We start from the raw sequence: 17666 nt of genomic DNA, 5'->3' as shown, positions 1-17666 counted from the left end.
TTATGAGTAAAAAAACAAGATATTCCGGCAAAGATTTGGCTGAATTCAAAGAGCTAATTTTGAAAAAAATAGCACATGCAGAAGAAGATTTGGCACTTTTAAATAGTTCATTTAAAAACGATAGTAATAACGGTACAGATGATACATCTCCAACATTTAAAGCTTTTGAAGAAGGTTCAGAAACCATGTCAAAAGAAGCAAATGTACAATTGGCAATTCGTCAAGAAAAGTTTATTAGAGATTTGAAAAACGCATTACTTCGTATTGAAAATAAAACTTATGGAATTTGCCGTGTAACAGGTAAATTAATTCAAAAAGAACGTTTAAAATTAGTGCCTCATGCTACTTTAAGTATAGAAGCAAAAAAAATGCAAAATTAATAACTAAGCTTTCGTAAGGAAGCTTTATTTTTAGGAATACCAATTGAAAAAAGCAGTAAGTATTATTCTATTAGTTTTATTAATTGATCAAATTAGTAAAATTTATATCAAAACAAATTTTTTATATGGTGAAGAAGTAGTTGTTTTTAACTGGTTCAGAATTCATTTTATTGAAAATAATGGCATGGCTTGGGGAGCTGAGTTTGGCGGGAAAGCAGGAAAGCTATTTTTAACAATTTTCAGGTTATTTGCAATTACCGGAATAGGTTATTGGCTTTTTAAATCTATTAAAAATAATGCCCCAAACCTATTAATTGTTGCTGTATCTTTAATATTTGCAGGTGCTTTAGGTAATATTATCGATTCTGTTTTTTATGGAATTATTTTTAATACGCCACACAATGCAACCGCAACTTTATTTGCTAGCCAACCTTATGGGAAATTGTTTTTTGGTAAAGTGGTAGATATGTTATATTTCCCAATATGGAGTGGAAATTTACCCTCTTGGATTCCTTTTTACGGAGGAAAACCTTTTACTTTCTTTAACGCTATTTTTAATGTTGCTGATACCGCTATTTCTACAGGTGTTGGAATTTTAATTGTGTTTAACAAAAAAGTTTTTAAAAAGTAAATTAAAATTTAATAATTAGATAACATTAGTTTATCTATTAATCGTATATTTGCGATTAACATTTAATCAATCAAAAATTAATTTTATAAAAAATGAAAATAGTAAAAGTATTAGGAACGGGTTGTTCAAGTTGTAAACGTACTGAGGAAATTTTAAACGCAGTAATTGAACAGTTAAATTTAGATTTGAAAGTTGAAAAAGTAGAAGATATTCAAGAAATAATGAAATACAATGTTATGAGTACTCCAGCTATTGTAGTTGATGATATTGTAGTTTTAAAAGGAGGTGTTCCAAGTTTGTCAGATGCAAAAGAAATATTGGAAAATGCCAGTGTTGCTAGTTCTTGTTCTGGTGATGGTTCTTGTTGTGGTGGAGGAAACCATGAACATGGTGAAAGTTGTAATTCTGAATCACATACAAAAGAAGGTTCTTGTTGTAGTCATTAATTTTAGAAAAACAACCAACAAATGAAAACAAGATTAAAACTACTTGATCGTTTTTTAACACTTTGGATATTTCTTGCTATGGCAATTGGTATTGGCTTAGGAGTTCTTTTTCCAAACATGGAAAATTTTACAGATGCTTTATCTGTTGGAACCACAAATATTCCACTGGCAATCGGATTAATATTAATGATGTATCCGCCACTAGCAAAAGTAGATTATAAATTATTACCCAAAGCTTTTAAAGATGTTAAACTGATGCGTTTATCTCTTTTTTTAAATTGGATTATCGGTCCTTTTTTAATGTTTTTTTTAGCAATCATATTTTTGCATGATTATCCTGGTTATATGACAGGTTTAATTTTAATTGGTTTGGCTAGGTGTATTGCTATGGTTATTGTTTGGAACGATTTGGCCGGTGGAAGTCGTGAATATGGAGCAACATTAATTGCCTTAAATAGTATTTTTCAGGTATTAACGTATAGTTTTTATGCTTGGCTATTTATAAGTGTTTTACCAAAATATTTTGGTTTAAAAGGTTATGATGTTGACATTTCTGTTTTTGAAGTCGCTAAAAGTGTGTTAATTTATTTGGGAATTCCGTTTTTAGCAGGCTATTTATCTCGTAGATACTTGACTAAATTTAAAGGAGAAAATTGGTATAAAAGAAAATTTATTCCATTTATTTCTCCTATTACTTTAATTGCATTATTAGCAACTATTGTATTAATGTTTAGTTTAAAAGGAGATATGATTTTACAATTACCTTTAGATGTAATTCGTGTAGCAGTACCATTAATTATCTATTTTATTGTGATGTTTTTAGTGAGTTTCTTTATAGCAAAATCTATGAAAGTTCCTTACGATAAAAATGCTTCAGTTGCATTTACAGCAACAGGTAATAATTTTGAATTAGCAATTGCAGTTTCCATTGCAGTTTTCGGATTAAATTCTGCCCAAGCTTTTACAGGGGTTATTGGCCCTTTAGTTGAAGTGCCTGTTTTAATTGGGTTAGTAAATGTATCACTTTGGCTTAAAAAGAAATATTATTAATCAATTTTATAAAAACAACTATCTGTTCGTCAATTTCTTTAGATTAGTAAACAGTTAAAAACATTTAAATTTGTGAACTTTCCTGAAATAGTTTCAGGATGTGTCGAGAACCTATAAAAGTTCTCTTTAATTTTTTCTAGATACTTTTTTGATTCATTTCATTGCTCAAAAAAACTCGAAATGACGCACTTAATAAATTAAATAAATGAAAATATTAATACTCTGTACCGGTAATTCTTGTCGCAGTCAAATGGCTGAAGGTTTTTTAAAATCTTTTGATAAAAAATTAGAAGTGTATTCAGCAGGAACAGAACCAACTTTAAAAGTACATCCAAAAGCAATACAAGTTATGGAAGAATTAGGCATTGATTTAAGTGCAAACAAGCCTAAATCGGTTAACCAATTTTTAAAAGATGAGTTTGATTATGTAATTACGGTTTGTGGCGGAGCAAAAGAAAGTTGTCCTATGTTTACAGGAAATGTAAAACATAGAATTCATATAGGTTTTGAAGATCCTGCCGATGCTGTTGGAACAGATGTGGAAATCACAACTGAATTTAGAAAAATTAGAGATGAAATTAAACAGAGATTTAATAGTTTCTATCTAAAAAATCTGATTAATGAAAATAAATCCTTTTAAATAATTATATTATGAAAAGAAGTTTGTCAGATATTCAATACAAAGAAGATACTGAAAAATTGGCTCGTTTTGCTAAAGCATTGGGGCATCCTACAAGAATAGCAATTTTAAAACATTTAGAAAATCAATCTTGTTGTTTTACAGGAGAATTGGTAGATGTTTTACCTTTAGCACAATCTACAATTTCACAACATTTAAAAGAATTAAAAAATGCAGGATTAATTCAAGGTGAATTAAAACCACCAAAAATAAAATACTGTATCAATCAAGAAAACTGGAGTAAAGCCAAACAATTATTTGATGATTTATTTAATGGTAGCAATAGTTTTGAAAAAGTTAAATGTTAAACAACTAGTAATAAAAAAGAAATGCAAGTAATATGTTTGATTGGATTCAAAAATTAGCAGATTGGTTTGTATTTGATACACTACAACTAGTAAAAGGTCAACGCTTAGCAGAAGCCTTAAACTTTTTTATATACGACAGTATAAAAATTTTACTTTTATTGTTTGTTATCATCTTTTTAATGGGAATAGTTAACAGCTATTTTCCAGTTGAAAAAGTTCGTAACTACCTGTCTAGAAATAAGTTATTTGGTTTTGAATATTTAATGGCAAGCTTGTTTGGGGTGGTAACACCTTTTTGCTCGTGTTCTTCTGTACCCTTATTTATTGGTTTTGTTCGCGGTGGTATTCCATTGGGTGTAACTTTTTCATTTTTGGTAACCTCACCATTAGTAAACGAAGTAGCTATTGGTCTTTTTGTAGGCCTTTTCGGAATAAAAATAACCGTAATTTATGTTGTAAGTGGAGTTTTTCTCGGTTTAATTAGCGGTCTTATTTTAAGTCGTTTCAAACTAGAACGATTTTTAACTCCTTGGGTGAAAGAGGTATTGGCGAGTGCGGAAAGAGATGAAATAGCCTTTGTAGCAGAAAAAACTCCTTTTAGTAAACGTTTGCCTATTATTTGGAATGAAGTAATGAAAATTATTAAAGGAGTTGTTGTTTATGTACTTATAGGTATCGCTATTGGTGGTTTAATGCACGGTTATATTCCTCATGGTTTTTTTGAACAATATATGAGTAAAAGTAACATTTTTGCTGTGCCTTTAGCAACTATTTTGGCAGTGCCAATGTATTCAAATGCATCAGGTATTTTACCCGTAATACAAGTATTGGTTTCAAAAGGAATTCCAATAGGAACAGCAATTGCTTTTATGATGGGAGTAGTGGCTTTATCATTACCAGAAGCTATGCTACTTAAAAAAGTAATGACTTATAAATTAATAGGAATATTTTTTGGAGTAGTAACACTATGTATTATTTTCTCAGGTTATTTATTTAATATAATATTATAAAATTTTAACGTGATAGAAATACAAAAACCAACGGCAATACAAATTCTTTTAAAAACAAAATAGTCAATGAATGGAGAACAACTAAATGTAGTTAAATTAGCTTTTAAAATCATAAACGAAATTTAAAATGGATAAAATATACCAACAGCAAATCAATGAAATAACAGAGCACAATATATATGCAGAATTAGCAAAGCTAAGTTTAGATGATGTAAACACCAAAACATTAAAAATAATTTCTAATCAAGAATTGGCTCATTACAATTTTTGGAAAGAAATTACCAAAAAGGAAGCAAAACCAAATAGGTGGAAAATAAAAAAACATATTTGGTTAGCTAAAGTATTTGGTTTGTCATTTTCATTACGCCTCATGGAAATGGGTGAAGTAGAAGCTAGTAAATTTTATAATGATGTAGCAAAAAAATATCCAAAAGTATTAGATATTAGAGAAGAAGAACTTCAACATGAACAAAAATTAATAGGTATTTTAAATGATACTCGATTAAATTATTCAGGCTCTATTGTGTTAGGGTTAAACGATGCATTGGTAGAATTTACAGGAACACTTGCAGGTATTACGTTTGCTTTTTCCAATAATTCTATTGTAGGAGCTACAGGCCTAATTATGGGTATTGCAGCATCATTATCTATGGCAGCATCAGGGTATCTATCATCAAAGGAAGAAGGCGTTAATGAAAAAATAAACCCAATAACGGCAGCTATTTATACAGGAATTTCATACATTATTACCGTTTTGTTTTTGGTAGTTCCTTATTTAATACAAGATAATCCGTACGTTGCACTGGGCTCTATGTTAGTGATTACCATTTTAATAATTGCAGGGTACAATTATTACATTTCAGTAGCCAAAGTAATTTCTTTTAAAAAAAGGTTTTGGGAAATGGCAGTTATATCTCTTGGCGTTGCCGCAATCTCATTTGGAATAGGAGTATTAATAAAACAAGTTTTTGGAATAGGAGTTTAATATTATAATAAAAGGAAAAGAATGTACTCTAATGTTGATGTAATCTTTATTTTCAAAGAAATAATTAAATAACCTATTTTAATTAGAATAACATTCTCCATATTTAAGCAACTTAAAAAATATAAATTAATTGTAGTAATTATTAACTGTAACTATTGCTACAATTAATGTTGTTCTTTATCATACCTTTGTAAGTGAATACTCACTTATATTAATTATGAAACGTTTAGATACTAAAACACGACAAATTTTAATTAAAGAAGCTGTGCTAGATATTATTTCAACTGAAGGAATATCAAAGTTATCAACCAAAAATATTGCTTTAAAAGTTGGCGTGACTGAAGGAGCAATTTACCGTCACTTCAAAAGTAAAAAAGCAATTTTATTATCCATTATAAATGATGTTTATAAAAATTTGGTAATCAAACAGCAAGACGTTGCAAGTTCAAATTTAGAACCTGAAAAAAAACTATTTACATTTTTCTGCAAACAAATCCAGTATTTAATAAAAAATAAGGGTATTACTATTTTGCTTTTTACCGAGGCGGCTCATGCTAATGATTCTGAACTAAAAAAGCAATTACTTAAAATATTAAAAGCACAGAAACAACTATTAATTCAAATAGTACAAGAGGGAATTGATAAAAATGTATGGGATAAAAACATAAACTTGGGCGATTTTGCAACACTTTATATGGGAATACCTGTAATATTAAATATTGAATTAGTTCTTCAAAAAGAAAAATTTAAAAGTGATAAATTTTGTACAAAAATGTTTATCCTATTAATAAAAACTTTAAAATAAAATAACTATAATAATGAAAACTAAAATTTTAATATTAGCATTAATCTTATTGTTTTTAGTTTCTGCTACATCAAATGCACAGGAAATAAAAAGTATTCAAGATTTATTTAATGCTTTAAAAACGCATCCTCAAACAAAAAGTGATGTGTTAGCGTTTGAAAAAGCAAAAACAGGTAAGCAATTAGCATATAGCAACTTATTTCCAACAATTACAGCGTATAGTAGTTTTGATAATTACTCTGATCCGGCAGCTTTGTTACCTGTTACACCAAATGGATCTTCATATATGGTGCAGCATCAAGAAATCCCTCAACCTTTTAGTGATCAAATTTTTAAAGTTGGTGTTAGTATTTCAATGCCGGTATTTATCAAATCTATTTATACGACGGCGAGCAAAGCAAAACACATGCAAAAATCAGCTAAAGCAAAAAAACATATTAATCTATTACAAAACGAAGCTATTATTGTTAGTTCTAATGCTAATTTAAACTATTTAGATGGGCTAACAAGAGCCTTAGAAAGTAAAAAACAGTCACTTTTAAAAACAAAAGAAATAATTGAATTAAAAGTTAAAAATGGTAGGGCTCCAGGATCAAGTTTGTTAATTATTAATAATGGTGTAAATCAGGTAGAAGCTTCCAAAAATGAAATTGCAATCAATAGAGAACAGGCTATTTCAGCTATTGAATCACTTACTGGAATTAGGGTCAGCAAACCTATTCAAATGCTTGAAACAAATACAATCGATAATAGTGTTATAAAATCACTGGAACCACTGCAACAAAAAATACTCGCTGATAAATTGGCGTATAGAGCTGAAAAAGAGAAATTACTCCCTTCAATTATGCTTAGAGGTAGTTATACTTATAGTTCAGGCGATGCTTACAATAATAACCTTTCAATTAACACTGATTTTTCAACCATTGGATTGGTCGTTAGTATGCCTATTTTTAATAAAAATCAGCTCACTCAAATTAAAAAAAGTAAAATAACCTACAATGCAACAAAAAACGAATTTGACAAATTAAAATTAACCTTAAAATCTCAAGCTAATCAATTAGAAAATAGTTTACAATTGTTGTATAAATCAGAAAAATTGTATCAACAAAATATAAAAGATAAAGAAGAAATTTTAAACATTGCAAAAGAGAGTTATAAGTCAGGAAGAATAGCTATTGAAGATTATTTGAAATATGAAGACGATTTAGTATTAGAAAAATCAAAATTGTATAAAGCAGCAGCCGAAAAATGGCAAACATTAGTAAAATTAGCAGTAATCTACGGTAATAACATTGAAAACTTAGTAAAATGAAAACGATAAAAAACAAAAAAACAATAGGAATAATTGCAATAGTTGTAATTGTGATTTTAGCAATTTTTGCAGTAGTAAATGCAAAAAGAAAAGAAGCAAATATGCCAATTGCCAAACAATATGGTATTGTAGTATCTACTATTAAACCTAAATTAGAAGAAGTAACCCTTACGCTTCCTTATTTGGCACAAACTGAAAATGATAAAGATGTAAAATTATCATCTAAAGTTACAGCACGTGTTAATTTTATTAAAGCAAGTGGCTCTAAAGTTAAAAAAGGAGAAGTAATTGCACGATTAGATAACACTTCTATTCAAACCAATGCTGTTAGCTTAAATTCTCAAATTAAAGCAACTGAAACAGCACTTAAAAATATAGAAGCAACTCATAAAAGAACAAAAGAATTATTAGCAATAAAAGGAGCTTCTATTGAACAATTTCAAGCAGAAGAAAGTAATCTTGAAGCTATGAAAGCTAAGTTAGAGTCTTTACATCAAAATAAAATTGATATAAATAACACCTTAACCTATGCAACCATTACTTCTCCTGTTGATGGTGTTATTTCTAAAACCTTAGTAAATAAAGGAGATATGTGTTTACCGGGTCATCCGGTAGCAAATATAAGTGCAAAAAACGGGTTCTATTTATTGTTAAGAATTCCAACGGATTTAAACATTTATGGTGTTAATTTCAATAACAAAAATTACCCAGCAGTAGATTTAAATAGTACGTTTAATAATTTAGAAGAATATAAAGTGTATGTAGATGCTGAAGGATTTATTACAGGAGATAGAATAGAGGTTAACGTAATTGTTTTCAAAGGAACTAGTATAAAATTACCTTTTGATGCAATACTTAATCGTAATGGTAAAAGCTTTGTATTGTTAAAAGAAAATAATAAAGCCAAGGCAGAACCTGTAGCTATTATTCAAACAGGAGAAAACGGCATTGTAATTAGCAATCAAAATATTGCAGGAAAAGAATTAATTATTGCCAAACAAGATATTTTATTAAAATTGTTAGGTGGTTCAAATTTAATAGTCAAAAACAACTAAGCCATGTTCGAATATTTTTATAAACGCCCATACACACTTTATGCTATTATAGCAGGTTTCTTTATTATGGGTATTATTGCTTTGGTAACTTTACCTAAGAACTTATTTCCAGATGCAAATCCGCCACAAGTAATTGTAATTACTGGCGTACCAGGCGCAACTGCACAAGTTGCAGCCAACACGGTATCAAAACCTATTGAACAAGAAATTTCTAGATTAGGATTGGTAACTAATGTTAGTTCTGTAAACGTAGCTAACTTTTCAATTGTAAAAGCGGAATTCGATTATAAAAAAGATCTAAATGCTGCTGCAGTTGATGTAGCCAATGCACTGTCAATAGCTAAAGGTAAATTACCTGCTAATGTAAATCCAGCTATTTATACGGTTGGTGATTTTACATTACCAGTAGATGTAATCTCTTTATCCCCAAAAAATGATAATATTAGCAATGCTGAAATTCGAAAAATTGCGGATAGTTTTATTAAACCTTATTTATTAAGTAACCAAAAAATTGGAAATGTTGAAGTTTTTGGAGGGTTTCAAAGTGCTATAAATATTGAGATAGATCCGTTTAAAGCAAAACGTTATAACGTAAATTTTGAAACAATATCAAAAGCAATTCAAGCTTTAGACAAAGACATTCCAATTGGTTTTGTAAAAGGAGATAATAGTTTTTATACCATCACTTTTTATGGTGAAAAAAATGAAGTAGAGAGAATAAAAAATATTAATATTCTACCAAATGTAAGTTTAAAAGATGTAGCCGATGTAAAATGGGGCTTTAAAAAACGAACTAGTGGTTATATAGGTAATGCCAAACAAGCAATTGCTTTAGCAGTACAACGTGCTCCAGGAGGAAGTGTGTTAGATGTTAGTAAAGCTGCACGAGCAGAAATGGTAAAACTAGCTGCTAAATACCCAAATATTAATTTTGAAATTGCAGATACACAACGTGATCTTATTGAATTAGCAAATTCTAATATGTTAGATGCGCTGCGTGATGCTATTATTTTTACATTAATTGTAGTAATGTTTTTCTTAGGAAATTTTAGAGCAATTATTGTTGCAGGTTTATCTATTCCAATGGTATTTTTTGCGACTATGGCCGTTATTTGGCTTACAGGTGGTGAATTAAATATTGTAATTTATACAGCTATTATTTTAGCTCTGGGAATGTTGACCGATGATGCTGTGGTAGTTTTAGAAAATGTGGAACGGCACCTTAACGAACTTCACGAAGATTTAGAAACTGCCATTATTAAAGGTACTAAAGAGGTTATTGCTCCAGTTTTTGCAGGAACAATTTCAACTATTGCCGTTATATTTCCTTTAATGTTTATAGGTGGTTTTCCTGAAAAAATATTTAAACCCTTAATATTCACCTTAATTATTGCACTTTTTATTTCCTTTTTTATATCGATTACTTTTATTCCTCAGTTACTAAAAGTATTGTATAAAAACGGTTTCAAAAAAAACAAAGTAGAATTATGGTTTGATCGTGTTTATAAAAATTCAGTTGGAAGATTGGTTGAACCTTATGTAAATGTTATAAAATTTTCTAATGGTAAACGAAAAGTTTTAAGAAGAATAGCATTAACGCTTGGCGTAGTTGTTTTACTTTTAATTAGTATGGGAAGCATTATGCCAACTATTGGTAAAGATGCCATGCCACCAATGGATACGGGTATTATAAAAGCACAAATTTCATTTAGTGCGAATGAAACAGTAGATAGTGCTGAAAAAAAATTAACTCCTTTCTTAACATGGGTAAACAAACAAGATTGGGCAGATAGGAGTTCTGTTGCTTTTGGTACCGAACCTGGTGTATTAAGTTTAGGATCAGGAAATTTACCTTCTGAAGCAACTATCACATTTAATTGCGTAGATCGTTTTCATAGAGATCTAACTATGTGGGAAATTGAAGATATTTTACGAGATAAATTGTCTGAATTAGAAGGCTTAAAACGTAATGATGTATTTGATTTTGGAGCAACGGCTTTATCTTCTGTAAAAGCTCCATTAGATGTTCGCTTAAAATCTCCTTATGTAGATGGTTTAACCGATAAAACACATCAAGTTAAAGAAGCTATTGCAACGGTTAAAGGTTTAACTTCTGTTTCTACCAGTTGGGATAAAGATGTAAGTGAAATAGTGCTAGATATTAATGAAAATAAAGCGTTAAGTTATGGTTTAACTCCTTATCAAATTGCCATGCAAATTCCGGTTAAAGGTCAGGTGGTTGGTTTAAATGCAAATTTACAATCTATGAATACCCAATATGTACGTTTGTATTTAAAAGGAAAATTCAGTCAAAACGAACAAACTTTACGCTTATTACCAATTCAATCAAAATTTGGTGAAATCCCATTAGAATCTTTAGCTAAAATTTCAAAAAAATTAACTTATGCTAAAATTGAGCGAGACAAAATGTTGTATAGTGTTGATATTAATGGATACAGAGACAAACGGCCAGTTACACATTTAACAGATGATGCAGATGCTGCTTTAAGTAAAGTTAAAAACTTAGATGGTGTTGTAGTAACTCAAGAAGGAGATATACAAACTATAAATGACAGTTTTGATAGAATGATGAAAGCCATTGCATTAGGAATTATCATCTTATTAATGGTGTTAATTGCTATTTATAAATCGGTAAGAATGGCATTTATTATGATTTTGGTTTTACCATTATCATTAATTGGAGCTGCTTGGGGAATGTTATTATTCCACAAACCAAGTTGTATGCCAAGTTTGTTAGGAATTCTACTCCTATTTGGTATTATTATTAAAAATGCCGTATTGCTGATAGATTTTTACCAACATCACCGTGCAAGTGGAGAAAGTCCATTTGATAGTGCCATAGAAAGTGTACGTGTACGTTTCCGTCCTGTAATGATGACTGCTTTTGGGACCATTGCCGGTATGATTCCTATCGCTTTAGAACAAGCTGTGGGGTTAGAACGTTTAAGTCCGTTAGCGGATGTTGCTATTGGTGGTTTATTAATTGGTACTTTATTAACTTTAATATATGTTCCGATATATGCTTATTCCGTTGATAAAGAAAAAGTTAAAAAAATAAAAGAATAAAATGAAAACACAAAAGCCAACTATAGAACAAATCCTTACAAAAATGAAAGGATCTATGAATGGAGAATTACCAAATGTGGTAAAATTGGCAAGTAAAAAAATGCCAGAAATGGTTTATGAACAAATTAGAAGTAATATGTTCGCAATGCCAGAAAACGGTGCTTTAGAAAATGAAACTAGAACACTAATTTATTTAGGAGTTGCCTTAGCAACAGGAAGCAAAACTTGTATAAAAGCAATGCTTAATAAAGCTAAAAAGCAAAATATTACCAAAGAAAAATTAATTGAAACCTATAAAATTGTACGTTATGCAGAATCCTCTAGAATTTTGGGTAATGCAGAACAGTTATTTGAAGATATATAATTAGCTATAGCTCAGTAATAGATTTACAGGTTTTGGTTTGCTCTAATTTTGATGCAACTTTGCGTAAATGAAGTGTAAAAACGGTTGCTATTTTTATAGTAGCCGTTTTCTGTAATTGAGCATGTGTTACCAAATAAATTAGCTTATTTTTAACATAAATAATTAAATATAAAAACTTAACTTTAATAAAATAATAATTTCAAAAAATATACATTATGAAAATACAAAAAGTTGAAGCAATTGAAATCCTAGATTCAAGAGGAAACCCAACTGTTGAAGTTAATTTAACGTTAGAAGACGGAACAAAATCACGTGCTATGGTGCCAAGCGGAGCCTCTACAGGTGAGCGTGAAGCCACCGAATTAAGAGATGGAGATATGAAACGTTATGGAGGAAAAGGAGTTTTAAAAGCAGTGGCAAATGTAAATAATGTTATAGCTAATGAAATTCAGGGAAAATATTTTTCCAACCAACGAGATCTTGATTATTTTTTGATAGAAATGGATGGAACCAGTAATAAATCAAAACTTGGTGCCAATGCGATTTTAGGAGTTTCTATGGCATATGCTCGTGCTCAAGCAATAAGTGCAAACATACCATTATATCATTATTTGGGAGGAAGCGATGCTCATATTTTACCTGTTCCTTGTATGAATGTTATAAATGGAGGCATGCATGCAGATAATACGGTTGATTTTCAAGAGTTTATGATTGCACCGCACAATGCTCCATCATTTAAAGAATCTATTCGTATGGGTGAGGAAGTTTTTCACTCATTAAAGGCTGTTTTAAAATCAAAAGGATTTAGTACAGGTGTTGGTGATGAAGGTGGTTTTGCCCCCAATTTAAAATCTAACGAACAGGCAGTTGAAATGATTTTAGAAGGAATACATAAAGCAGGATACGCTCCAGGAAAAGATGTTAGTATTTGTATTGATCCAGCTTCAAGTGAAATGTGGGAGAATGGCAAATATAAGTTTTTCAAAAGCTCACAAAAATTAGTTTCTAGTGATGATATGGTAAAACTTTGGGAAAGTTGGATAAAACAATATCCTATTGTATTGTTAGAAGACGGTTTAGCTGAAAATGATTGGGAAGGTTGGAAAAATTTAACAGAAGTACTTGGAAAAAAAACTGAGATTGTTGGTGATGATTTGTTCTGTACAAATAAATCTATTTTAGAAAAAGGCATTGATAATGGTGTTGCAAATTCTATTCTTATTAAACTGAATCAAATAGGTACGGTAACGGAAACATTAGAAACCATAGAACTTGCATATAAAAATTCATATAATTGTTTTGTTTCTCATAGAAGTGGAGAAACCATAGATAGCTTTATTTCAGATTTAACGGTAGGTATTAACGCAGGACATTTAAAAACAGGTAGTGGTTGCCGAGGAGAACGCATAGAAAAATTTAATCAACTTATGAGAATTGAAAATGAACTTGGCAAAACATCAGTTTTTGCGGGAATAAATGCATTTAAGAATGCTAAATAACGATAATTACTTTGAAAATAGTAGTTTAAAGCATCGGAAAAGTACGATTTACCAATCGTACTTTTCCGATGCTTATTTTACTTAATTTCTTTTTAGTTATTGTTGAGTGTAGTATTTTATTCATTAAATAATTCAGCTGGATTAATTTTAAATTGAAGCATTTGTGCAGTTTTTCTACCTCCATCACCACCTTTTCTTTGCATAGGAATTTCGGACTATATCTTTCTCGTTTTTGAATCCATTCTTCGCTGTTTGTGAGCCTAGTTTTTGTTTGTTTGTCATTTTTTAATATTGTTTCAGATATTTCCTTTAGTATAAATTGCAGAGTGTTAATTGATACACTATTCCCAAACTGTTTTTGGGCTTCAGTAATGCTTTTAGGAAAGATAAATTTTTCAGGGAATCCTTGAATTCTAGCACATTCCCTTGGTGATAATTTTCTTATTATATTACCGATTTTATAAAGTCCAGTTTTAGAGCCAACACCGCCACCATAAGCAGATAAAGTAATTGCGTGTCCTTTTGGATGATAAATTCTCTCTCCTTGTCCACCTTTATTAACTTTACCTATTTGTATGGGTTTATTAGGAAGTTCTATTTCGCTAAATATATTTCTCAATAACTTTATTTCCTTATAAAATGAAATGTCTTCTCTGTTTATTATTTTACCATCTATAGGTTCTTTTTCTAATACTTCTTCTAAACAAGATATTATATTAGGATTTGGGAATTTAAAGTCAATGTTTTGAAAGTTATTATTATTAAAACCAACAATATAAACTCTTTCCCTATTTTGTGGCAAACCAAATTTACTTGTATTTAAAACCTTATAAAAAATGGTGTAATTTAATTCTTCTAGGGTTTTGACTACTATATCTAATGTTTTTCCACTATCATGTTTTACAAAATTTTTTACATTTTCTAAAAAAATAATTTTAGGCTTATGGAAATTTATAATTCTAGCAATATCAAAAAATAATGTACCTCTTGTGTCTTCAAAACCTTTTTGTTTACCAGATATAGAAAATGCTTGACAAGGAAAACCACCACACAAAATATCATGTTTTGGAATATCTGTCTCATCAATTTTTGTAATATCGCCTTTGGGAAATAACTTATGATTTAAATAATACGTTTCAGATGCTTTTTTATCAATTTCGGAAGCAAAAATACAATTAGCTCCAAAAGAATTTAATGCATAATGAAATCCTCCAATACCAGCAAATAAGTCTATAAAAGAATAGTTTTTTAAGGTATTATTATTAAAATCTATCATATTTCTAAAATTTCAAAATTTATAAATTCACTAATATTTTCTTCATTAGTAACTTTATCTAAATACAATTTACCACAATAAAAAATTTTATTAAAATCTGGTTGATACATAAAAATTATAAGATTTCTATTTTTAAATTTGATTTTTGGGATTTCTCCACTACTAAAAGTAACTAATTGATATTCCGCATTGTCAATTTCTATAATGTCAGTATTTTTTATTTCTATAGGTTTTTCTTTTTCAACTAGTTTTAATTTTTTTACGGCTAACTTAATTATTTCAGGCAATAATTTTGAATTTTTTACATATCTAAAATCGGGTATATCCAAAACCTCATACATGTTTTTTTTATTTAGAGACTCTGCTAATTTTTGTTCTATTTTTTTAATTTCATACTTGTATATTTCACAAGTTTTGAAATTTTTTAAATGAGGTAAAACTTTACTTATATATAGTTTTTGTGAAGCCATTTATTTAATAATGTTTTAACAAATATAAGTTAATTAATACGGAAAATAATAAAATCAATATCAAACAATGCTAAACAAAAATATTTGATTGTACTAAATGGAATGATAACGTAAATTTAAAATATACGCCATATTTGAGCTACTAAAAAAGTTACTATAAATCCTAAAATAATAGGAAAAACAGTAGCAACTGTAGTCCATTTTAGACTTTTTGTTTCCTTGTAAATAGTGTAAATTGTAGTACTACAAGGATTGTGTAACAAGCTGAATAACATTAAATTAACTGCGGTTAATAAAGTCCAACCTCCTGCTTTTAATATAACACCTGTAGCATTAGCAGAATTTAGTTCAAACATAACGCCAGCTCCATGTCCTCCTGAAATTCCAGTAACTAAAACCGTTAACATTAATATGGTTGGTATTACAATTTCATTGGCTGGAATTGCAACGATATAAGCCAACAAAATAACGCCATTTAACCCTAATAAAAATCCAAATCCATCTAATGAATTTATAATCCAAGCGGCAACACTTTCATTACCAATATAAATATTTGAAACTAACCAAATTACAGCTCCTGCTGGAGCGGCAAAAACAACAGCTCTCCATAAAACAATTAAAGTTCTATCAATTATTGAAGTATATATGGTTTGCCAAAATCTTGGTGGGCGATATGGAGGTAATTCTAAATTAAAAGTAGAAACCTCACCTTTTAAAACTGTTTTTGATAATGCCCAAGATGAAAAAAACATAAAAAATATTCCTAATATGGCAATGCCAATTACAGCAGTTAAAGAAGCCAATCCTGAAAATGAGCTAGGAACAGCTGCTCCAATAAAAATAGTTGCAATTACTATTTGAGTTGGCCACCGACCATTACACAATGAAAAGTTGTTAGTAATTATTGCAATTAAACGTTCTCTTGGACTATCAATAATTCGTGTAGCAATAACTCCGGCAGCGTTGCAACCAAATCCCATACTCATAGTTAAAGCTTGTTTACCGTGAGCACCAGCTTTTTTAAATAACGAGTCTAAATTAAAAGCAACTCTTGGCAAATACCCAAAATCTTCTAATAGTGTAAACAGCGGGAAAAAGATGGCCATTGGTGGTAACATTACAGCAATAACCCAGGCAACAGCTAAATAAATACCATCAATTAAAAAGCCACTTAACCACCAAGGCATTCCAATATTAGAGGCAAAAGTTTTTAATAATGGATGAAAATCATTCAATAATACTTGTGCTAAAAGTGATGATGGATAATTAGAGCCTATAATGGTTAACCAAAGAACAACAGCTAAAATAAGGAACATAATAGGAAATCCCCAAGTTTTACTAGTTACTATTTTGTCAATTTTAGTATCGAGTCTAAGTTTAGATTTTGAATTATCTTTGGTTACGGAATTACTAACCAAATCGGCAGCATCGGCATAAATTCCTTCGGCTAAACTATCGTGAAAATCATCGCCAATTTCCCAGCGAAGCTCTTTAGAAAGTTTTAAAATATGTTCTATATTATTATTTCTCATAGTTTTATCCTAAACAAATTCACCTGTTTTAAGTGCGTTTATTATTTGAGTGTCTCCTTCTAATAATCTAAAAGCTATCCATCTACTATTTGGAATATTTGGATATTCTTTTTCAATTTCTAAGCTCAATTTTGTAACAGCTTTTTCAATGTTTTTTGGAATATTTTTAATTCGGTGTGGTTTACATTTAATTTTATTATTTGCAATTTCGCTAATAGTTTGAATTAATTCAGGAATTCCTTTTTTAAAACGAGCACTAGTTGGAACTACTGGAATTCCTAGGTCGCGAGCCAAAGCTCTTGTATTTATTTCGATATGATTTCGTTTTGCTTCATCCATTAAATTTAAACACAAAACAGCGTTTTCTGTTATTTCTAATATTTGTAAAACTAAATTTAGATTTCGTTCTAACCTACTTGCGTCAACTACAATAATTGTAACTGTTGGTTTTCCAAAAAGAATAAAATTACGGGCAACTTCTTCATCTTCAGAAGTAGATAATAAAGAATAGGTTCCTGGTAAATCTACTAATTTAAATTTTTGATGGTCATATTCAAAACCACCTTCAGCTCTGGTTACCGTTTTTCCAGGCCAATTTCCAGTATGTTGTTTTAAACCCGTTAAAGCATTAAAAACGGTGCTTTTTCCTGTATTTGGATTTCCGGCTAACGCCACAACAAAATCAAAATTATTGGTATTTACTCCTAACTTTTTTAATCCGCTAGCATTAAATTGGGGGCAAGTTTCACATACGCTTTTAACTTTAGTATCCATTTT

The 17666-nt window shown here is 29.7% G+C and carries 16 protein-coding genes and 2 pseudogenes; 14 read left to right on the top strand and 4 right to left on the bottom strand.

The window, feature by feature from the left end; all coding sequences use genetic code 11:
- Positions 1-2: 2 nt before the first annotated feature.
- From L3J60_RS04275 to eno, 14 genes are all read left to right on the top strand, one after another.
- Positions 3-380 carry a TraR/DksA C4-type zinc finger protein gene (locus L3J60_RS04275; protein ID WP_291974251.1) on the top strand — a complete coding sequence of 126 codons (378 nt, stop codon included), beginning with the start codon at positions 3-5 and terminating at the stop codon, positions 378-380.
- Between the two features lie 43 nt (positions 381-423).
- Positions 424-1011, top strand: coding sequence for a lipoprotein signal peptidase (locus L3J60_RS04270; protein WP_291974250.1), 588 nt, complete (start codon positions 424-426; stop codon positions 1009-1011).
- A 92-nt stretch (positions 1012-1103) separates the two neighbouring features.
- Positions 1104-1457, top strand: coding sequence for a thioredoxin family protein (locus L3J60_RS04265; protein WP_291974249.1), 354 nt, complete (start codon positions 1104-1106; stop codon positions 1455-1457).
- Positions 1458-1478: 21 nt separating this feature from the next.
- Positions 1479-2507, top strand: a complete 1029-nt coding sequence (gene arsB, locus L3J60_RS04260; RefSeq protein ID WP_291974248.1) for an ACR3 family arsenite efflux transporter — start codon at positions 1479-1481, stop codon at positions 2505-2507.
- A 205-nt stretch (positions 2508-2712) separates the two neighbouring features.
- Complete coding sequence (locus L3J60_RS04255; protein ID WP_291974247.1) at positions 2713-3147, top strand: arsenate reductase ArsC; 435 nt, start codon at positions 2713-2715, stop codon at positions 3145-3147.
- A gap of 11 nt (positions 3148-3158) precedes the next feature.
- Positions 3159-3494 carry a metalloregulator ArsR/SmtB family transcription factor gene (locus L3J60_RS04250; RefSeq protein ID WP_291974246.1) on the top strand — a complete coding sequence of 112 codons (336 nt, stop codon included), beginning with the start codon at positions 3159-3161 and terminating at the stop codon, positions 3492-3494.
- Positions 3495-3526: 32 nt separating this feature from the next.
- On the top strand, positions 3527-4504 hold the full coding sequence (locus L3J60_RS04245; RefSeq protein ID WP_291974245.1) for a permease: 978 nt from the start codon (positions 3527-3529) through the stop codon (positions 4502-4504).
- 127 nt (positions 4505-4631) lie between these two features.
- A complete protein-coding gene (locus L3J60_RS04240) occupies positions 4632-5489 on the top strand; it encodes a VIT1/CCC1 transporter family protein (RefSeq protein ID WP_291974244.1) in 858 nt (285 codons plus the stop codon).
- Positions 5490-5706: 217 nt separating this feature from the next.
- Positions 5707-6294, top strand: a complete 588-nt coding sequence (locus tag L3J60_RS04235) for a TetR/AcrR family transcriptional regulator (RefSeq protein ID WP_291974243.1) — start codon at positions 5707-5709, stop codon at positions 6292-6294.
- Between the two features lie 13 nt (positions 6295-6307).
- Positions 6308-7606 carry a TolC family protein gene (locus L3J60_RS04230; RefSeq protein ID WP_291974242.1) on the top strand — a complete coding sequence of 433 codons (1299 nt, stop codon included), beginning with the start codon at positions 6308-6310 and terminating at the stop codon, positions 7604-7606.
- Entirely contained in the window at positions 7603-8661 is a 1059-nt protein-coding gene (locus L3J60_RS04225) for an efflux RND transporter periplasmic adaptor subunit (RefSeq protein ID WP_291974241.1), read from the top strand. The genes L3J60_RS04230 and L3J60_RS04225 overlap by 4 nt, the downstream gene beginning before the upstream one ends.
- A 3-nt stretch (positions 8662-8664) precedes the next feature.
- The gene (locus L3J60_RS04220) at positions 8665-11748 is read left to right on the top strand and encodes an efflux RND transporter permease subunit (protein WP_291974240.1); all 3084 of its coding nucleotides are present in this window, start codon (positions 8665-8667) and stop codon (positions 11746-11748) included.
- 1 nt (position 11749) lies between these two features.
- Positions 11750-12112: a carboxymuconolactone decarboxylase family protein gene (locus tag L3J60_RS04215; protein WP_291974239.1), complete on the top strand. Its 363-nt coding sequence runs from the start codon at positions 11750-11752 to the stop codon at positions 12110-12112.
- A 215-nt stretch (positions 12113-12327) separates the two neighbouring features.
- Entirely contained in the window at positions 12328-13611 is a 1284-nt protein-coding gene (gene eno / locus L3J60_RS04210) for a phosphopyruvate hydratase (RefSeq protein ID WP_291974238.1), read from the top strand.
- A 116-nt stretch (positions 13612-13727) separates the two neighbouring features.
- On the opposite strand, the gene L3J60_RS04205 is transcribed toward eno, so the two are convergent.
- From L3J60_RS04205 to feoB, 4 genes and pseudogenes are all read right to left on the bottom strand, one after another.
- A complete protein-coding gene (locus L3J60_RS04205; RefSeq protein WP_291974282.1) occupies positions 13728-13814 on the bottom strand; it encodes a hypothetical protein in 87 nt (28 codons plus the stop codon).
- A gap of 107 nt (positions 13815-13921) precedes the next feature.
- Positions 13922-14887 (bottom strand): annotated as a pseudogene (dcm, locus tag L3J60_RS04200) (DNA (cytosine-5-)-methyltransferase); the annotation flags it as partial.
- On the bottom strand, positions 14884-15357 hold the full coding sequence (locus L3J60_RS04195) for a hypothetical protein (protein WP_291974237.1): 474 nt from the start codon (positions 15355-15357) through the stop codon (positions 14884-14886). The gene L3J60_RS04195 and the pseudogene dcm, both read right to left, overlap by 4 nt.
- Positions 15358-15473: 116 nt before the next feature.
- Positions 15474-17663: pseudogene (feoB, locus tag L3J60_RS04190) on the bottom strand (ferrous iron transport protein B).
- Positions 17664-17666: the final 3 nt, after the last annotated feature.

Source organism: Lutibacter sp. (assembly GCF_021647475.1).
Taxonomy (GTDB): Bacteria; Bacteroidota; Bacteroidia; order Flavobacteriales; family Flavobacteriaceae; genus Lutibacter.
Note: the sequence above shows the minus strand (reverse complement) of the source record. Positions and strands in the feature narration are given on the sequence as shown.